Source organism: Rhizobium sp. BR 249 (assembly GCF_047445895.1).
In the GTDB taxonomy this organism is placed as follows: Bacteria; Pseudomonadota; Alphaproteobacteria; order Rhizobiales; family Rhizobiaceae; genus Rhizobium.
The window spans coordinates 1-13,962 of record NZ_JARWKX010000022.1; the positions used below are offsets into that span (position 1 = coordinate 1).

The following is a 13,962-nucleotide window of genomic DNA, read 5'->3' on the forward strand; positions in this document are numbered from 1 at the left end:
AGGCGAAGTCGACTACGATGGCCATATCTCTCGAAGAGGCGACTCCTATCTGCGGGGGCTGCTTTATGAAGCGGCGACGGTGATCCTTACCAGAACCAGTGCCAGCAACGAGAGCAGTCTCAAAAGTTGGGGGCTTAAGCTGCGTGAGCGGTTGGGCTTCAAGCGTGCTGCGGTGGCACTCGCCCGAAAGCTTGCGGTCATCATGCACAGCATGCTCAAGACAGGAGAAGGGTTCAACAGATTGGCCGGCGCTCCTGCATGAGCGAAGTGTCGGCCCCCTCCCTCAGCGCGTCAAACCTCATTTGAGGCCCTGAGCGTCCCAGCTGCGGGCGTGGGTCGGATCATTCCGCTGTCGCGGCTGCAGCTCATCGAGACTGCGCGCAAAACATAGGAAGGTCCTGCCTGCGAAGACCCATCATGCGGCGACCGTGTGTCGACCGCGCAGACAACCCTGCTCCCGGCGCTGGACAGCTTTGAAGACAACATCGCCCAAACATTCGAATCCCCCTCGCTACGCCGTCCCCAAAAGCGGCGTCGATGCCTGATGACAAAACAGCCTTGACTAAGGCAATGCGATTAGACAACCGTCGCACACTTTTGCGCGACATGCTCTAAAACGCGCCGCAGCGGCGGCGCATATTTGCCGTCCGATGGTCGATCCTATATCTGACTAAGCATTGCCGATATTTTGCTCGCTGAATACGCAATCAAATTTGGGACCGCCCTCGAGCACGCCCGACATCTTCAGGAAACGCCGGAAATTCTCGCGCGCGGCGCTGAGCGGAAAACGCCCGCTCGCCGTATCCCTGCATGCCTTCAACAGGGTATCATATGCCAAGCCCCGCTTGTCCGCCGGCCATTCGTCCAGAACATCGAAGATTTCATCGAGAGATGTGATCTGATCGACGAAATGATTGCGATGAAGAAAAACCGGATCAAACCGAGCTTCAGACATAGTAACCTCCCATTTATATTACTTTTATATGCGATAATTCTAATAAAAAACGATCACTCGTTCAAGACAAAATCGGGTTTCTTTTATTTTCAAGTATCGTGAAAATACTTCCACAGCGATAGAATAGCTCGATCAGATTATCCTGAAGCAAACTTGATCAGCGGGCTCAGAGGCCGTAGCTGGCATCCTCATTGGCCGATCGAGTTCACGAGCGTTCGGATCAAGCGAGAGTGATCAACCAAGCCGCGAGTTTCATGTAGATTTGAAATGGCACAATCGATTGGACGAGGGATCAACCTCGCAAGGAGGCGTTCAGATGAACCGATTTCTCACAGTGTTAGCCGCTGGAGCGCTGATCGGTGCGTCCACGATCACCTCTGCCTGCACCTCGACGGCAGGGCCTGATCGCCAGGATTTCCAATATCAGCGTGACACCTCCATAAACCCGGCGTGTGCAGGTGGCTTCCGGCCCAGCAACGCTCGCTCCTGCAGTTATTAACTGAGGTAAATATTCATTCGCGACTCCAGCACCGATAATATTGCGGCCGATTCGCCCAATCTCCGCGTGCACTATTTGAAAGTTGAGTATGAATCTGCAGCAATGAACCGCTGCTTTCAGTCATTGAAAACTGCAAGACTGCTGCGGCAATCGCTTGGCGGGAACTTCAAGCCAGCGCCGCAGTTAGTTATCGAGCCACGGAGGTTCAGTCGAACAGGAGAACAGTTCCCATGAATAATTTGATCTGGCTTGTCGGTGCTGTCGTTATCGTGCTCGCGATTTTGAGTTTCTTCGGCTTTCGCTGAGTGCAGACGTCGCCGACGTCATCATGGCGGTATAACCACGCCTCTCTCCGGGGAGCCGGGGATTTCGAAAGCGTGCGGGTCATGCAGCGTTACTAAGTTGGGTAATACCGGCTCAGCCGCGACGCAGGTTGTTCAAGTGAGCAGCCGCTCACGGAACGATCATCTCGGGATCTGGTTTTACCCACATCCCTCTCGTTAGCGGAGGCCATCATGTGGGCAATCCTGATCGGTGCCGCTCTCATAATCGGCGGACTTCTCTTTCTCTTTTCGTCGGCGCTCGGTCGAAGACCGAGTCATCCGCATCAAATGCCGCAAGGCGGAAGCACGCTGGAACCACGGCGCCAAGGCCTTAGGTTCCTCGGGATATCCCAGAATTGGCCAGCTCTGGCTGTTATCGCGGTCGGCGCGCTTCTGTTGGCTTTTGGGGGATATTCATGAGATCCGACAGCGCTTGACCGCGGCGAAACGTTCCCTCGACATCATCCGGAAAATGAATTTCACACTCTGCGGTCGATGATGGTGAGAGCGTCGGGGTTCGAACCCGAGACCTACTGATTAAAAGTCAGTTGCTCTACCGGCTGAGCTACGCTCTCCCTCTCCGCGGGTGAGACACCCCGGCTGGAAGTGGGCGGAACATAGGCAGGCGACCCATTGCGGTCAACCGAAAAATTCGGCTTTTTTCGGCGTTCGGCACATTTCTGCCGAGCGCAACGAACATTTCCTGCGCGCGCAAAAAGGTGATTGGCAATCAGGGGCCTGCAAAGCTAGGACATCACGCAGATTGCAGCCGGAGAGAATGCGTGTCGATTGCCGATATTTCCCTGTGGAGCGCACTGATCGCCGGGGCGCTTTCCTTTCTTTCGCCCTGCGTGCTCCCCCTCGTCCCGCCCTATCTCTGCTACATGGCGGGCATTTCAGTCGAGCAGTTCCGCGGCGGCTCCGCGGTTGCGGTGGCGCCGGACGTCAGGCGCGGTGTCCTCCTATCCGCGCTGCTCTTCACGCTCGGCTTTGCCACCGTCTTCGTGGCGCTCGGGGCCGGCGCCTCCAGCATCGGCATGGCGCTTCGCCAGCATCTCGATCTGCTCTCCAAGCTCGGCGGGCTGATCATCATCGTCATGGGGTTGAATTTCCTCGGCCTGTTCCGAATCGGGCTGCTCGCCCGCGAAGCCCGCTTCCAGGGCGGCGGCAAGCCGGCGACGCTGACGGGTGCCTATGTCATGGGCCTTGCCTTCGCTTTCGGCTGGACGCCCTGCATCGGCCCGGTGCTCGGCGCGATCCTCGGCGTCGCCGCCTCGCGCGAGACGGTCGGCTCCGGCGCCGGGCTGCTCGCCGTCTATTCGCTCGGCCTTGCCATCCCCTTCTGGATCGCCGCCGGCTTTTCCGGCGCCTTCATGCGCTTCCTGTCGCGCTTCCGCCGCCATCTCGGCACGGTGGAGAAGATCATGGGCGTTTTCCTCATCCTGACCGGCCTCGCCTTCCTGTTCGGCTGGGTCAGCGATGTGGCGATCTGGTTCCAGCAGACCTTTCCCATCCTGATGCAAATCGGCTAAGCAGTTCTCACCGCTTAACAAATGCCCAACTGGAAGATCCCTTGGCCGATATCGTCAGTCTGCTATTGCCGTTCTTCGGCCTGCTTCTGATCGGTTATACCGCCGCCAAGACGACGAAGCAGCCGGCCGAAGCGCTCGGCTGGCTGAACACCTTCATCATCTATGCCGCCCTGCCCGCTCTGTTCTTCAAGCTCGTCTCACGCACGCCGATCGAGCAACTGACGCGCGTCGATTTCATCGTCACCGATATCGCCGCGACCTATGCGGTCTTCATCCTGCTTTTCGTCATCGGCCGCGTGCTGCGCGGCAATACGCTCGCCGATTGCACCATTCAGTCCTTTGCCGGCGCATACGGCAATATCGGCTATATGGGGCCCGGTCTGGCGCTCCTGGCGCTCGGCGAAGGAGCAGCCGTGCCGGTGGCGCTGATCGTGTGCTTCGAAAACGCCCTGCATTTCATCGTGGCGCCGGCGCTGATGGCAGCAGCCGGCGACGACAAGCGGTCGGTCGGGCGGCTCGCCGCCGATATCGTGCGGAAGGTTGTGCTGCATCCCTTCATCCTGTCGACAGCAGCAGGCTTTGCCGTCGCCGCTTTGCATCTCGACCAGCCGCCGGCGTTTCAGCGTCTCGTCGATTATCTCGCCCAGGCGGCGGCTCCCTGCGCCCTCTTCGCCATGGGCGTGACCCTGGCGCTCAGGCCGCTGAAGCGAATCCCGGCGGAAATCTCATATATCGTGCCGGCGAAGCTGATCCTGCATCCGATCGTCGTTTTCATCGCGCTGACGGCGGTGGGCGGTTTCGAGCCGGTATGGATCTATGCCGCCGTGCTGCTCGCCTCGCTGCCGACGGCGACCAATGTCTTTGTCATCGGCCAGCAATACCGCGTATGGCAGGAGCGCGCCTCGGCGACGATCCTGATCACGACGGTATTTTCCGTGGTGAGCGTTTCGCTCTGGCTGATCGTGATCCGCTCAGGCCTTCTTCCGCTTCAGCTTTTCCCGTAAGGAATCGGGAATATCGCGGAAGCCGCGGCCCGGCTCGATGCCCTCGCGCATGACGATGTTGCGCAGGGGCGGAATGGCCGAGAGGATATGCAGGCCGGCCGCGCGCAGCATCTGCACCGGCAGGAAATCCGAAAGCAGCGAGCGGTTGAGAAGATCGACGCTTGCCGTGCGCGTCATGATATCGGCGCGCCGCCTGCGATCGAAGCTGTCGCCGGCATCGGCCGGCACCGGCAATTCGGCCCTGTCGCAAAGGATCTCGGCAAGCGTCATGATATCGCGAAGGCTGAGATTCAGGCCCTGTGCCCCGATCGGCGGGAAGACATGGGCTGCCTCGCCGATCAGCGCAATGCGCCCCTTGCCGAAGCGATGCGCCATCATGCCGGAGAGCGGCCAGACCTGGACTCCTTCTTCGACGTCAACCTTGCCGAGTATGGATTGCATGCGCGCCTCGACGAGAGAGCCGAGTTCGGCCAACGGCAATTCCCTGCGGCGTGCCGCCTCAGCGGGATCCTGGACCCAGAMGAGGCTGGAGCGGTTTCCGGGCAGCGGCACTTGGGTGAAAGGGCCGTGTTTGGTGTGGAATTCCGTCGAGATATTCTGGTGCGGCAGCGAATGGGCGAAATTCAGCACCATGGCCGACTGCGGATAAGACCATTTGCGGGTGTCGATTGCCGCCGTGTCCCGCAGCTTCGAGCCGCGGCCATCGGCGCCGACGGCAAAATCGGCAGAAAGCGTCTCGCCGCCGGCGAGCGTGATCAAAACCGCCTCAGCCGATATCTGGATCGATTCGGCCATATCGGTGAATCGGGTGATATTGCCCTCGCCGGCCGCCGCTTCTTCAAGCACATCGGCCAACGCTTCGTTGGGGAAATTGTAGCCGAAGGCATCGAGGCCGACCTCGGGCGCGCGGAAGGTGGTCGTCGGAGCGCGCAGCAACCGGTCGGTGCCATCGACGATGCGCATGCTGGTGAGAGGAGCCGCCGCCGGGCGCAGCTTTTCCCAGAGAGTCAGCCGATCGAGGAAGCGGATCGATTGGTCCATCAGCGCCGTGGTGCGCCGATCCTCTCTCGCAGCAACGGGCGCGATGAGCGCCACGTTGCGGCCGCCGCGCGCAAGCGCAATCGCGGCGATCATGCCGGCAAGACCGCCACCGATCACCGCCACTTCGAATGTCTTCATGCTATTATTCCGCCATCGTAAAAAGGCGGATCGGTCGCTTATGCGGCCGGCTTCGCCTGACGGCGCCAACTATAGCCCTTGCCGGCTTCGGCGTCACGCACCGCCGGCTGATAATGATGCGGAATCGCCGGAAGACGGTTTTCCGCCAGCCGCTTCAGCGCCGTGGCGTTGGTCACCGAAAAGCTGTCGATGCCGACGCGCAGCATCAGCGGCACCTGATCGATCAGCACGTCGCCGACGGCGCGCAGCTCGTTGGTGTAACCCAGGCGCTGGCGCAGCAGCGAGGAATGGCTGAAGGCGCGGCCGTCATTGAATGCCGGAAAGGCGACGGCAACGATTGCGAGGCGATCGAGGTAAGGCTCAAGCCGGCGCACGTCGTCGGCCGGCTTGATCAGCACGCCGAGGCCAACATCGTTGCTTTCATCTGCCTTGGCGATCAGTTCGTCGAGACCGAGCAGCGACTTCTGTTCGCCCGTCGCCTTCACCTCGTCTGTTTCGATTACCCAGGGATCGTTTTCGACAAAACCGATTTCTCTCCAGATCTTCGTCATCATCCCCTCCTTATGCCGCTTCCGCAGCCGAGCCGTAGAGCGCGGCCTTGAAAGGCTGCGGCCCGACGCGGCGATAGGCGGCGAGGAAGGTTTCGGAAGGGTCGAGACGCAGGCCGAGATAGGTGTCGACGATCGTCTCGATCGCGTCCGTCACCCGGTCCGGCTCGAAGCCGCGGCCGATGATCTCGCCGATCGAGGTATGTTCGTCGCCGGAACCGCCGAGCGTGATCTGATAGAGTTCGGCACCCTTCTTTTCCACACCGAGCAGGCCGATATGGCCGACATGGTGATGGCCGCAGGCGTTGATGCAGCCGGAGATCTTGATCTTCAGCTCGCCGATCTCAGCCTGACGTTCGGGACTGCCGAAGCGGCGGGAGATTTCCTGCGCGACCGGAATGGAGCGCGCATTGGCGAGCGCGCAGTAGTCCAGCCCCGGACAGGCAATGATATCGGTGATCAGGCCGGCATTGGCTTCCGCCAGATCGATGGCGACGAGGCCGCGATAGACCGCTTCGAGATCGGCCAGCGCCACATGCGGCAGGATCAGGTTCTGCTCGTGGCTGACTCGGATTTCATCGAAGGCATATTCTTCGGCGAGATCGGCGATCGCATCCATCTGCGCGTCTGTGGCATCGCCCGGAATGCCGCCGATCGGCTTCAGCGAGATGGTCACCATGCCGTAATCGGGGTTCTTGTGCGGCTGGACGTTCTGCTGGACCCAGCGGGCGAATCCGGCATCGGCCTTCTTCCAGCGGGCGAGATTTTCCCAGCCTTCGGCGCGCTCGGGCAGAGCCGGGGGTGCGAAATAGGCGGCGATCGCCTCGACATCCTGTTCCGGCAGCTTGAGCTCGGTATCCTTCAACGCGGCGAATTCGGCTTCCACCTGGCGCGTCAGCTCCTCGGTGCCGGTTTCGTGCACGAGGATCTTGATGCGCGCCTTGTACTTGTTGTCACGACGGCCGTGCAGATTGTACACACGCACGATTGCCGTGGTGTAGGAGAGCAGATCCTCCTCGGGCAGGAAGTCACGGATCAGCTTGGCGATCATCGGCGTGCGGCCCTGGCCACCACCGACATAGACGGCAAAGCCGATTTCGCCCTTGTCGTTCTTCTTCAGGTGCAGGCCGATATCATGGACCTGGATCGCGGCGCGGTCGCGGTCGGCGCCGGTGACGGCGATCTTGAACTTGCGCGGCAGGAAGGAGAACTCCGGGTGAACCGACGACCACTGGCGCAGGATTTCCGCATAGGGTCTGGGATCGGCAATCTCATCGGCGGCAGCGCCGGCGAAGTGATCGGCAGTCACGTTTCTGATGCAGTTGCCCGAGGTCTGCAGAGCATGCATCTCGACGCTTGCGAGGTCGGCCAGCGCATCGGGGATTTCCGACAGCTTCGGCCAGTTGAACTGCAGGTTCTGGCGCGTGGTGAAGTGGCCGTAACCGCGGTCATAGGTGCGGGCGATATGGGCGAGCATGCGCATCTGGCGCGCGCTCAGCGTGCCGTAAGGAATGGCGATGCGCAGCATATAGGCATGGAGCTGCAGGTAGACGCCGTTCATCAGGCGCAGCGGCTTGAACGCATCCTCGGCGAGTTCGCCGGCAAGGCGACGCTGAACCTGGTCGCGAAACTGCTCGACGCGCTCGGTGACAAAGGCATGGTCAAATTCATCGTAACGGTACATCGTCTTCCTCAGACTGCAATGAATTCGGGATCGGCAGGAGCGTAGCCCGGTGCGTATTCCATAGTGGGGCCTTGCGCGCGGATGCGCTCGCGCAGGCGAAGCGGCCAGAGAATGCCGTTGGTTTCCTGAACTTCGACGACGGCGACGTCAACGACCTCGTTGTCGGCATAGGATTTCTTGCCGATCGCTTCCAGCGCTTCGACGGCTTCGTTGTGACGGGCGACGAGCGCTTCCTGCAGCGAGGTGGACCACTTCCCGTTCGCATCCAGCCAGACGGCAATGCCGTCCGTCAGCCGGTTGGCCGTCAGAACCTTGTCTACCATATTCAGCTCCTTGCAAGTTCCTCGAGCCGGGCGTTCGCACGCACCAGCGGCTCGGACAGTTCGAAATTGGCGCCGGCGACCGCATCGCCGATAATGACCATGACCGGCCCTGACAATTCGTCACGGTGCTGCAGATCGGGCAGATCGGCAAGCGTGCCATGCAGCAGACGGCGCTCAGCGCGGCTGGCGTTTTCGATGACGGCGACTGTGGTCTCGGCGGGAATGCCCGCCTGCATCAGCCGCTCGGCGACGGAGGCAGCAACCGTGCGACCCATATAGACGGCAATCGTCGCGCCCGAGACGGCAAGGCTTGCCCAATCGGGCAGAACGTCGCCTGTAAGATCATGGCCCGTCGTGAAGACCAGCGAGGAAGCAACGCCACGCAGCGTCAGCGGCAGCTCGAAATCGGCAGCGGCGGCGAAAGCCGAAGTGATGCCCGGCACGACCTCATAAGTAACGCCGGCAGCGCGCAGCGCGGCCATCTCTTCCCCTGCCCGGCCATAGACCAGCGGATCGCCCGACTTGAGCCGGACGACGCGTTTGCCCTGACGGCCGAGATCGACGAGCAGTTCGTTGATCTCTTCCTGCGACTTGGAATGACAGCCCTTGCGCTTGCCGACGGAAAGGCGCTCGGCATCGCGGCGCCCCATATCGACGATCGCCTGCGGTACGAGCGCATCATAGACGATGACGTCGGCTTCCATCATCACGCGCTGAGCGCGCAGCGTCAGCAGATCTTCGGCACCCGGACCGGCGCCGACGAGCCAGACATGGCCGGCAACCCGATCCATGGCATGCAGCAGCCGGTCGGCGGCATATTGAGCCTGCGGCAGGTTGCCGTTGGCAACCGCATCGGCAACGGGGCCGGAAAAGAAACGGCGCCAGAAGACGCGGCGGGAAACGCCGCGGGGAACCAGTTGATCGACTGATTTGCGGTAGCTTGTCGCCAACGCAGCGAGGCGGCCGAGAGAAGGAGAAAGAAGCTGATCGATCTGGGCGCGGATCATCTGCGCCAGAACCGGCCCCGCCCCTTCGGTGCCGATCGCGACGGCTACGGGCGCGCGATTGACCAGCGCCGGCGTGAAGAAATCGCAGTAATCGGGCTGATCGACGGCATTGGCCGGGATTCTGGCAGCGCGGGCGGCATCAACGATGCTGCGATCCTCAGCGGCATCGCCGGTCGCGGCGAAAACGAGGGTGGCCCCTTCGATCTGCGCGGCGGAAAAAGCCGCGCGCACGGTTTCGATGCGGTTGGCGATCAGGAAGGCATGATAGTCGGCTTCCGGCCGATCGGCATAGGCGACGATATGCGCCCGCGTGTTCATGAGCAGCCGCACCTTGGCGAAAGCTTCGTCGCCATTGCCGAAGACAGCGGTCCTCTGGCCTTCCACGCGAAAGAAGGCGGGAAATACCGAAAGCTGTTCAGTCCTGGGAGGCATTATCAATCCACTTCGAAGTTGCCAGAATATGCCCTTGATCGACAAGGGATTGAAGGAACAGAAATTCGAAAGCCCCAGCAAGCGCGTATTCTTTTGCTCGCGCCATCCATGATTTGAGAAAAGTCACCCATGCTGACCAAAACAGCACATTCCGCAAGCGCTTGCTGCAGTGCACTATAAAGCCTGTGACAAACGGCGTCCACCGGCGACTGACGCATTTCACTTGCGCCGCCAAGGCGATAGACTACGGGGAAAACCGGAGATATCAATGCCCGACAAGACCATCGCCTCCCGCCTGCTTTCGGTCATCGAAGACGATATCCTGCCCTTGACGGAGCGCGGCGTTTCGCTGGGCAATAAAGTTTTCGGCGCGGCAATCCTGAGGAAATCCGATTTTTCGCTCGTCGTCGCCGAGACCAATAACGAGCTCGAGAACCCGCTCTGGCACGGCGAGGTGCATACGCTGAAGCGGTTCTACGAGCTTGGCGACAAGCCGCAAACCAAGGATCTGATCTTTCTGTCGACGCACGAACCCTGCAGCATGTGCATGTCGGCGATCACCTGGGCGGGATTCGACAATTTCTACTATTTCTTCAGCCATGAGGATTCGCGCGACGCCTTCGCCATTCCGCACGACCTGAAGATCCTGAAGGAGGTCTTCGGGCTTGAGCCCGGCGGTTATCGCAGGCAAAACGCCTTCTGGAACAGCTTTGCCATCTCCGATCTCGTCGAGACCGAAGAGACTTCTCTGAAGACGGCACTGGAAGCGCAGACCGCCCGCATCAAGGCGCGCTACGACGCGCTGTCTTCTACCTACCAATCATCGAAGAGCGCCAACGACATTCCCCTGAACTGAGGCATCATGGAACCTTCCAAAGACATTTCGCGCCTGATCGAGATCATGGCGGCGCTGCGCCATCCCGAGACCGGCTGCCCGTGGGACATCGAGCAGAACTTCGAGACGATCAAGCCCTATACGATCGAGGAGGCCTATGAGGTATCCGACGCGATCGAGCGCGGCGATATGGACGATCTATGTGACGAGTTGGGCGACCTTTTGCTGCAGGTGGTCTTCCATGCCCGCATGGCCGAGGAAGCCGGCGAATTCTCGTTCGGCGATGTTGTGAACGCGATCACCACCAAGATGATCCGCCGCCACCCTCACGTCTTCGCCCGCTCGGCCGCCGATACGCCTGATGCGGTGAAGATCCAATGGGATGAGATCAAGCAGGCCGAGAAACGCGAGCGCGCCGAGCGCCGGGCAAGGCGCGGCATCACCGAGGATTTCAAGGGCGGCTTCCTCGGCTCGGTACAGCGTAGCTTTCCGGCTCTGACGGAGGCGCTGAAGCTGCAGGAACGCGCCGCCAAGGTCGGCTTCGACTGGTCTGCACCTGAACCGATCCTCGACAAAATAGAGGAAGAGATCGGCGAATTGCGGGTGGCGCTAAGAGAAGGCGACCGGGCGAAGGTCAGCGACGAACTCGGCGACCTGATCTTCGCGGTCGTCAACATCGGGCGGCATGTGAAGGCTGATCCGGAAGATGCGCTGCGTGGAACGAACACGAAGTTTCGGCGTCGTTTCAATCACATCGAGCGTGTTCTTGAAGCGGAAGGTGAGACGCTGGAAGATGCGACCTTGGAACGGATGGAAGAAATCTGGCAGGCGGCCAAGGCGATTGAGCGTGCGGTGACGGCTGGAGGTGGGTGAGCTTTCTCCCCTTCGCCCCAGCGGGGGGCCATCCAGCCCTCGGTGCACTGTCCGATAAGCCCCTTTAGATGGATGGGGGAAAGCATGCCTCAAAGGCCAGCCTACCGCTCCCAGTCTTCCCTGGCTGCCTTCGGTCCATTGCCGATGCGGCGTTCGAGTTCGGCCGCCTCGGTTTCCGACAAGCGCAGGTCGAGCGTGATCGAACCGTCTTCATTGTCCTCGCGGCCATCGACGATCGCGTGGTCGTAGAGCCAGGGCAGCAGCGCCAGTTTGTCGACGGGAAGGCGGATCGTCGTTTCGGTCATCACGCCTGACAGTCTGCGGCTGATCTCTTCCATCAGCGTGTCGACGCCCTCGCCGCTGACGGCCGAGACCGCGACGACGTTGCCGGCGCCGGCGGCCTTCTGCACCATGGTGTCGTGCACCTCCGGCTCCAGCCGGTCGATCTTGTTCCAGACTTCGATCAGGCGCTTGGCGGCTTCGGCCTCGTCGATGCCGAGGTCGTTCAGGATGCGCATGACGTCGGCACTCTGCGCCTGGTTGTCGACATCGGACATGTCGCGGACATGCAGGATGAGATCGGCTTCCAGCACTTCTTCCAGCGTCGCGCGGAAGGCGGCGACGAGATGGGTCGGCAGGTCCGAAATGAAGCCGACGGTGTCGGACAGGATGACGGTGCGCCCGTGCGGCAGCTTCATGCGCCGAAGCGTCGGGTCGAGCGTGGCGAAGAGCATGTCTTCGGCGAGGACCCCTGCCCCGGTAATGCGGTTGAACAGCGTCGACTTGCCGGCATTGGTATAGCCGACCAGCGCCACGATCGGATGCGGCACCTTGCGGCGCTTGGCGCGGTGGAGCTGGCGCGTGCGCACGACCTGCTCCAGCTCGCGTTCGAGCTTGATGATGCGGTCCTGCAACAGCCGCCGGTCGGCTTCGATCTGGGTTTCACCGGGGCCGCCCATGAAGCCGCCGCCGCCGCGCTGGCGTTCGAGGTGGGTCCAGCTGCGGACCAGCCGGCCCTTCTGATAATTCAAATGGGCGAGATCGACCTGCAGCGTGCCTTCCTTGGTGGAAGCGCGGCGGCCGAAGATTTCGAGGATGAGGCCCGTCCGGTCGATGACCTTGGCGTTCCATTCCTTTTCGAGATTGCGCTGCTGCACCGGCGTCAGGGGATGATCGACGATGACGAGACCGGAATCGCGCTCGTCGAGCAGCGCCTTGATCTCCTCGATCTTGCCGGTGCCGAGCAGCGTCGCCGGTCTCGGATCGTTGACCGGAACGATCGAGCCGCTGACGACGTCGAGATCGATCGCCTGGGCAAGGCCCGTCGCCTCTTCGAGCCGGCTTTCCGGTGTGCGGGTCGAGGCCGATTCGGTCTGATTGCCGCGGCTGCGCGATTTCAAAACCGGCACGACGACGGTCGCGCGCATGTCGTCCCTGTGCTTGGCGGCCTCAGGGATGATCGAATCGTTCTTGGTATCGCGTGTCGAAATGACGGCTGATCCTGTTAGGACGCGGCTTCTTCACTCTCGAACATCTGCATGGGCTGACCCGGCATGATCGTCGAGATCGCATGCTTATACACCAGCTGCGAATGGCCGTCACGGCGAAGAAGAACACAGAAGTTGTCAAAAGAGGTAACAACGCCCGTGAGTTTCACGCCGTTGATCAGAAAGATTGTCAGGGAAATCTTTTGCTTGCGAACAGTATTGAGAAATAAGTCCTGCAAATTCTGAGAACGTTCCGCCATCGCGCCGCTTCTTTCTTTATTGCCGGCCTGAGCTGGCCGGTAGAATATCAATCAACCTCTCCATGCAAGACCGGCGGCACCCTCATTCCACCTGTCCAGCAAATCTTGGTATCAAATCGCAATCTTTTCCGCAACGTCGAAAAAGGCTTCGCGAACTTTCTGCGAGACGCTGCCGGGATGGCCGTTGGCAATCGCCTGATCATCGACGGAAACGACCGGAAAACAAATACTTGTGGCTGCCGTCAGGAAGACTTCGCGGGCCGCGAGCATCTCGGAAACGGAGAAGTTCCGCTCGGCGATCTTCAAGCCCAGCCTGGCCGCGACATCCATCAATGTGGTGCGGGTAATGCCGCGCAAAATGCCGTGTTCGGCCGGGCGCGTCACCAGCGTTCCGTCCGAATCGACGATCCAGACATTGGTCGCCGCCCCTTCCTTCACCATGCCGTCGGCATCGACATAAATCGCTTCCTGGGCGCCGGCTTCCTTGGCCTGCTGGCGAGCCATCGCATTCGGAAGCAGGCCGACGGATTTGATATCGACGCGGTCCCAGCGGTTGTCGGCAACGGTGATCGCCTTGATCCCGTTGGCATTCTTGGCGGCGATGATCTTCGGATCCGTGCTCTTGGCCGTTATGACGAGCGAAGGCGGGGTTCCCTCGGCCGGGAAAACATGGTCGCGCCGGGCGACGCCGCGTGTCACCTGCATGTAGAAGAGCCCGTTGCGGACATGATTGCGGCGCAGCGTCTCGCGAATGACCTGCGTCATCGCCGCCCGGCTCATCGGCCAGGCGATGCGGAGTTCACCGAGCGAACGGTCGAGACGGTTCAGATGGCGGGTGAGATCGACGATATAGCCGTGGCGCACCTCGCACACTTCATAGACGCCGTCGGCAAATTGATAGCCGCGATCCTCGATATGCACGCTTGCATCGGAATGCTTGACGTATCGGCCGTTCACATAAGCAATTCTCGGCATGGGAAACCTGGACTTCCGGGAGATAATTGAGGGACGCGGCGCGGCT

Annotated in this window: 15 protein-coding genes and 1 tRNA gene; 6 read left to right on the top strand and 10 right to left on the bottom strand. The window is 60.9% G+C overall.

Going from position 1 to position 13,962, the window contains the following annotated elements; all coding sequences use genetic code 11:
• A partial coding sequence (locus QD408_RS19840; protein WP_414140476.1) for a transposase occupies positions 1–262 on the top strand: 262 nt, incomplete at its 5' end.
• A 408-nt stretch (positions 263–670) separates the two neighbouring features.
• On the opposite strand, the gene QD408_RS19845 is transcribed toward QD408_RS19840, so the two are convergent.
• Positions 671–955 carry a DUF982 domain-containing protein gene (locus tag QD408_RS19845; protein ID WP_088685110.1) on the bottom strand — a complete coding sequence of 95 codons (285 nt, stop codon included), beginning with the start codon at positions 953–955 and terminating at the stop codon, positions 671–673.
• A gap of 1,014 nt (positions 956–1,969) precedes the next feature.
• On the opposite strand from QD408_RS19845, the gene QD408_RS19850 reads away from it, so the two are divergent.
• Positions 1,970–2,197 (top strand): hypothetical protein, encoded by a 228-nt coding sequence (locus QD408_RS19850; protein ID WP_088685112.1) that lies wholly within the window; start codon positions 1,970–1,972, stop codon positions 2,195–2,197.
• Positions 2,198–2,276: 79 nt separating this feature from the next.
• Here the strand turns inward: QD408_RS19850 and QD408_RS19855 are convergent.
• Positions 2,277–2,352 (bottom strand) — tRNA-Lys (locus QD408_RS19855).
• A gap of 207 nt (positions 2,353–2,559) precedes the next feature.
• Here QD408_RS19855 and QD408_RS19860 point away from each other — a divergent pair.
• On the top strand, positions 2,560–3,309 hold the full coding sequence (locus tag QD408_RS19860) for a cytochrome c biogenesis CcdA family protein (RefSeq protein ID WP_088685113.1): 750 nt from the start codon (positions 2,560–2,562) through the stop codon (positions 3,307–3,309).
• 41 nt (positions 3,310–3,350) lie between these two features.
• Positions 3,351–4,313, top strand: coding sequence for an AEC family transporter (locus QD408_RS19865; RefSeq protein WP_414140477.1), 963 nt, complete (start codon positions 3,351–3,353; stop codon positions 4,311–4,313).
• Here the strand turns inward: QD408_RS19865 and QD408_RS19870 are convergent.
• Genes QD408_RS19870 through cysG form a run of 5 tightly spaced genes read right to left on the bottom strand, consistent with a single transcriptional unit; the run spans position 4,281 to position 9,486 of the window.
• A complete protein-coding gene (locus QD408_RS19870) occupies positions 4,281–5,492 on the bottom strand; it encodes a UbiH/UbiF family hydroxylase (RefSeq protein ID WP_414140478.1) in 1,212 nt (403 codons plus the stop codon). The genes QD408_RS19865 and QD408_RS19870 overlap by 33 nt on opposite strands.
• A 38-nt stretch (positions 5,493–5,530) precedes the next feature.
• Positions 5,531–6,043 (bottom strand): DUF934 domain-containing protein, encoded by a 513-nt coding sequence (locus QD408_RS19875; RefSeq protein ID WP_414140479.1) that lies wholly within the window; start codon positions 6,041–6,043, stop codon positions 5,531–5,533.
• Between the two features lie 10 nt (positions 6,044–6,053).
• Positions 6,054–7,724: a nitrite/sulfite reductase gene (locus tag QD408_RS19880; RefSeq protein WP_414140480.1), complete on the bottom strand. Its 1,671-nt coding sequence runs from the start codon at positions 7,722–7,724 to the stop codon at positions 6,054–6,056.
• 8 nt (positions 7,725–7,732) lie between these two features.
• Positions 7,733–8,047, bottom strand: coding sequence for a DUF2849 domain-containing protein (locus tag QD408_RS19885; protein WP_049735587.1), 315 nt, complete (start codon positions 8,045–8,047; stop codon positions 7,733–7,735).
• A 2-nt stretch (positions 8,048–8,049) separates the two neighbouring features.
• Complete coding sequence (gene cysG / locus QD408_RS19890; RefSeq protein WP_414140481.1) at positions 8,050–9,486, bottom strand: siroheme synthase CysG; 1,437 nt, start codon at positions 9,484–9,486, stop codon at positions 8,050–8,052.
• 268 nt (positions 9,487–9,754) lie between these two features.
• Here cysG and QD408_RS19895 point away from each other — a divergent pair, with 268 nt between their 5' ends.
• The gene (locus tag QD408_RS19895) at positions 9,755–10,342 is read left to right on the top strand and encodes a deaminase (RefSeq protein WP_414140482.1); all 588 of its coding nucleotides are present in this window, start codon (positions 9,755–9,757) and stop codon (positions 10,340–10,342) included.
• Between the two features lie 6 nt (positions 10,343–10,348).
• A complete protein-coding gene (mazG, locus tag QD408_RS19900; protein WP_414140483.1) occupies positions 10,349–11,194 on the top strand; it encodes a nucleoside triphosphate pyrophosphohydrolase in 846 nt (281 codons plus the stop codon).
• Between the two features lie 101 nt (positions 11,195–11,295).
• Here mazG and hflX read toward each other — a convergent pair whose 3' ends face one another.
• The 3 genes from hflX to QD408_RS19915 form a co-directional block, all read right to left on the bottom strand.
• The gene (hflX, locus tag QD408_RS19905; RefSeq protein ID WP_414140484.1) at positions 11,296–12,621 is read right to left on the bottom strand and encodes a GTPase HflX; all 1,326 of its coding nucleotides are present in this window, start codon (positions 12,619–12,621) and stop codon (positions 11,296–11,298) included.
• Positions 12,622–12,698: 77 nt separating this feature from the next.
• Positions 12,699–12,941: an RNA chaperone Hfq gene (gene hfq, locus QD408_RS19910; RefSeq protein WP_003539403.1), complete on the bottom strand. Its 243-nt coding sequence runs from the start codon at positions 12,939–12,941 to the stop codon at positions 12,699–12,701.
• A 111-nt stretch (positions 12,942–13,052) separates the two neighbouring features.
• Positions 13,053–13,916: a D-amino-acid transaminase gene (locus tag QD408_RS19915; RefSeq protein ID WP_414140485.1), complete on the bottom strand. Its 864-nt coding sequence runs from the start codon at positions 13,914–13,916 to the stop codon at positions 13,053–13,055.
• Positions 13,917–13,962: the final 46 nt, after the last annotated feature.

Coding starts and splice junctions, on each gene's coding strand:
- QD408_RS19845 (WP_088685110.1), bottom strand. CDS start 955: ATGTCTGAAGCTCGGTTTGATCCGGTTTTTCTTCATCGCAATCATTTC.
- QD408_RS19850 (WP_088685112.1), top strand. CDS start 1,970: ATGTGGGCAATCCTGATCGGTGCCGCTCTCATAATCGGCGGACTTCTC.
- QD408_RS19875 (WP_414140479.1), bottom strand. CDS start 6,043: ATGACGAAGATCTGGAGAGAAATCGGTTTTGTCGAAAACGATCCCTGG.
- QD408_RS19880 (WP_414140480.1), bottom strand. CDS start 7,724: ATGTACCGTTACGATGAATTTGACCATGCCTTTGTCACCGAGCGCGTC.
- QD408_RS19885 (WP_049735587.1), bottom strand. CDS start 8,047: ATGGTAGACAAGGTTCTGACGGCCAACCGGCTGACGGACGGCATTGCC.
- cysG (WP_414140481.1), bottom strand. CDS start 9,486: ATGCCTCCCAGGACTGAACAGCTTTCGGTATTTCCCGCCTTCTTTCGC.
- QD408_RS19895 (WP_414140482.1), top strand. CDS start 9,755: ATGCCCGACAAGACCATCGCCTCCCGCCTGCTTTCGGTCATCGAAGAC.
- mazG (WP_414140483.1), top strand. CDS start 10,349: ATGGAACCTTCCAAAGACATTTCGCGCCTGATCGAGATCATGGCGGCG.
- hflX (WP_414140484.1), bottom strand. CDS start 12,621: ATGCGCGCGACCGTCGTCGTGCCGGTTTTGAAATCGCGCAGCCGCGGC.
- hfq (WP_003539403.1), bottom strand. CDS start 12,941: ATGGCGGAACGTTCTCAGAATTTGCAGGACTTATTTCTCAATACTGTT.
- QD408_RS19915 (WP_414140485.1), bottom strand. CDS start 13,916: ATGCCGAGAATTGCTTATGTGAACGGCCGATACGTCAAGCATTCCGAT.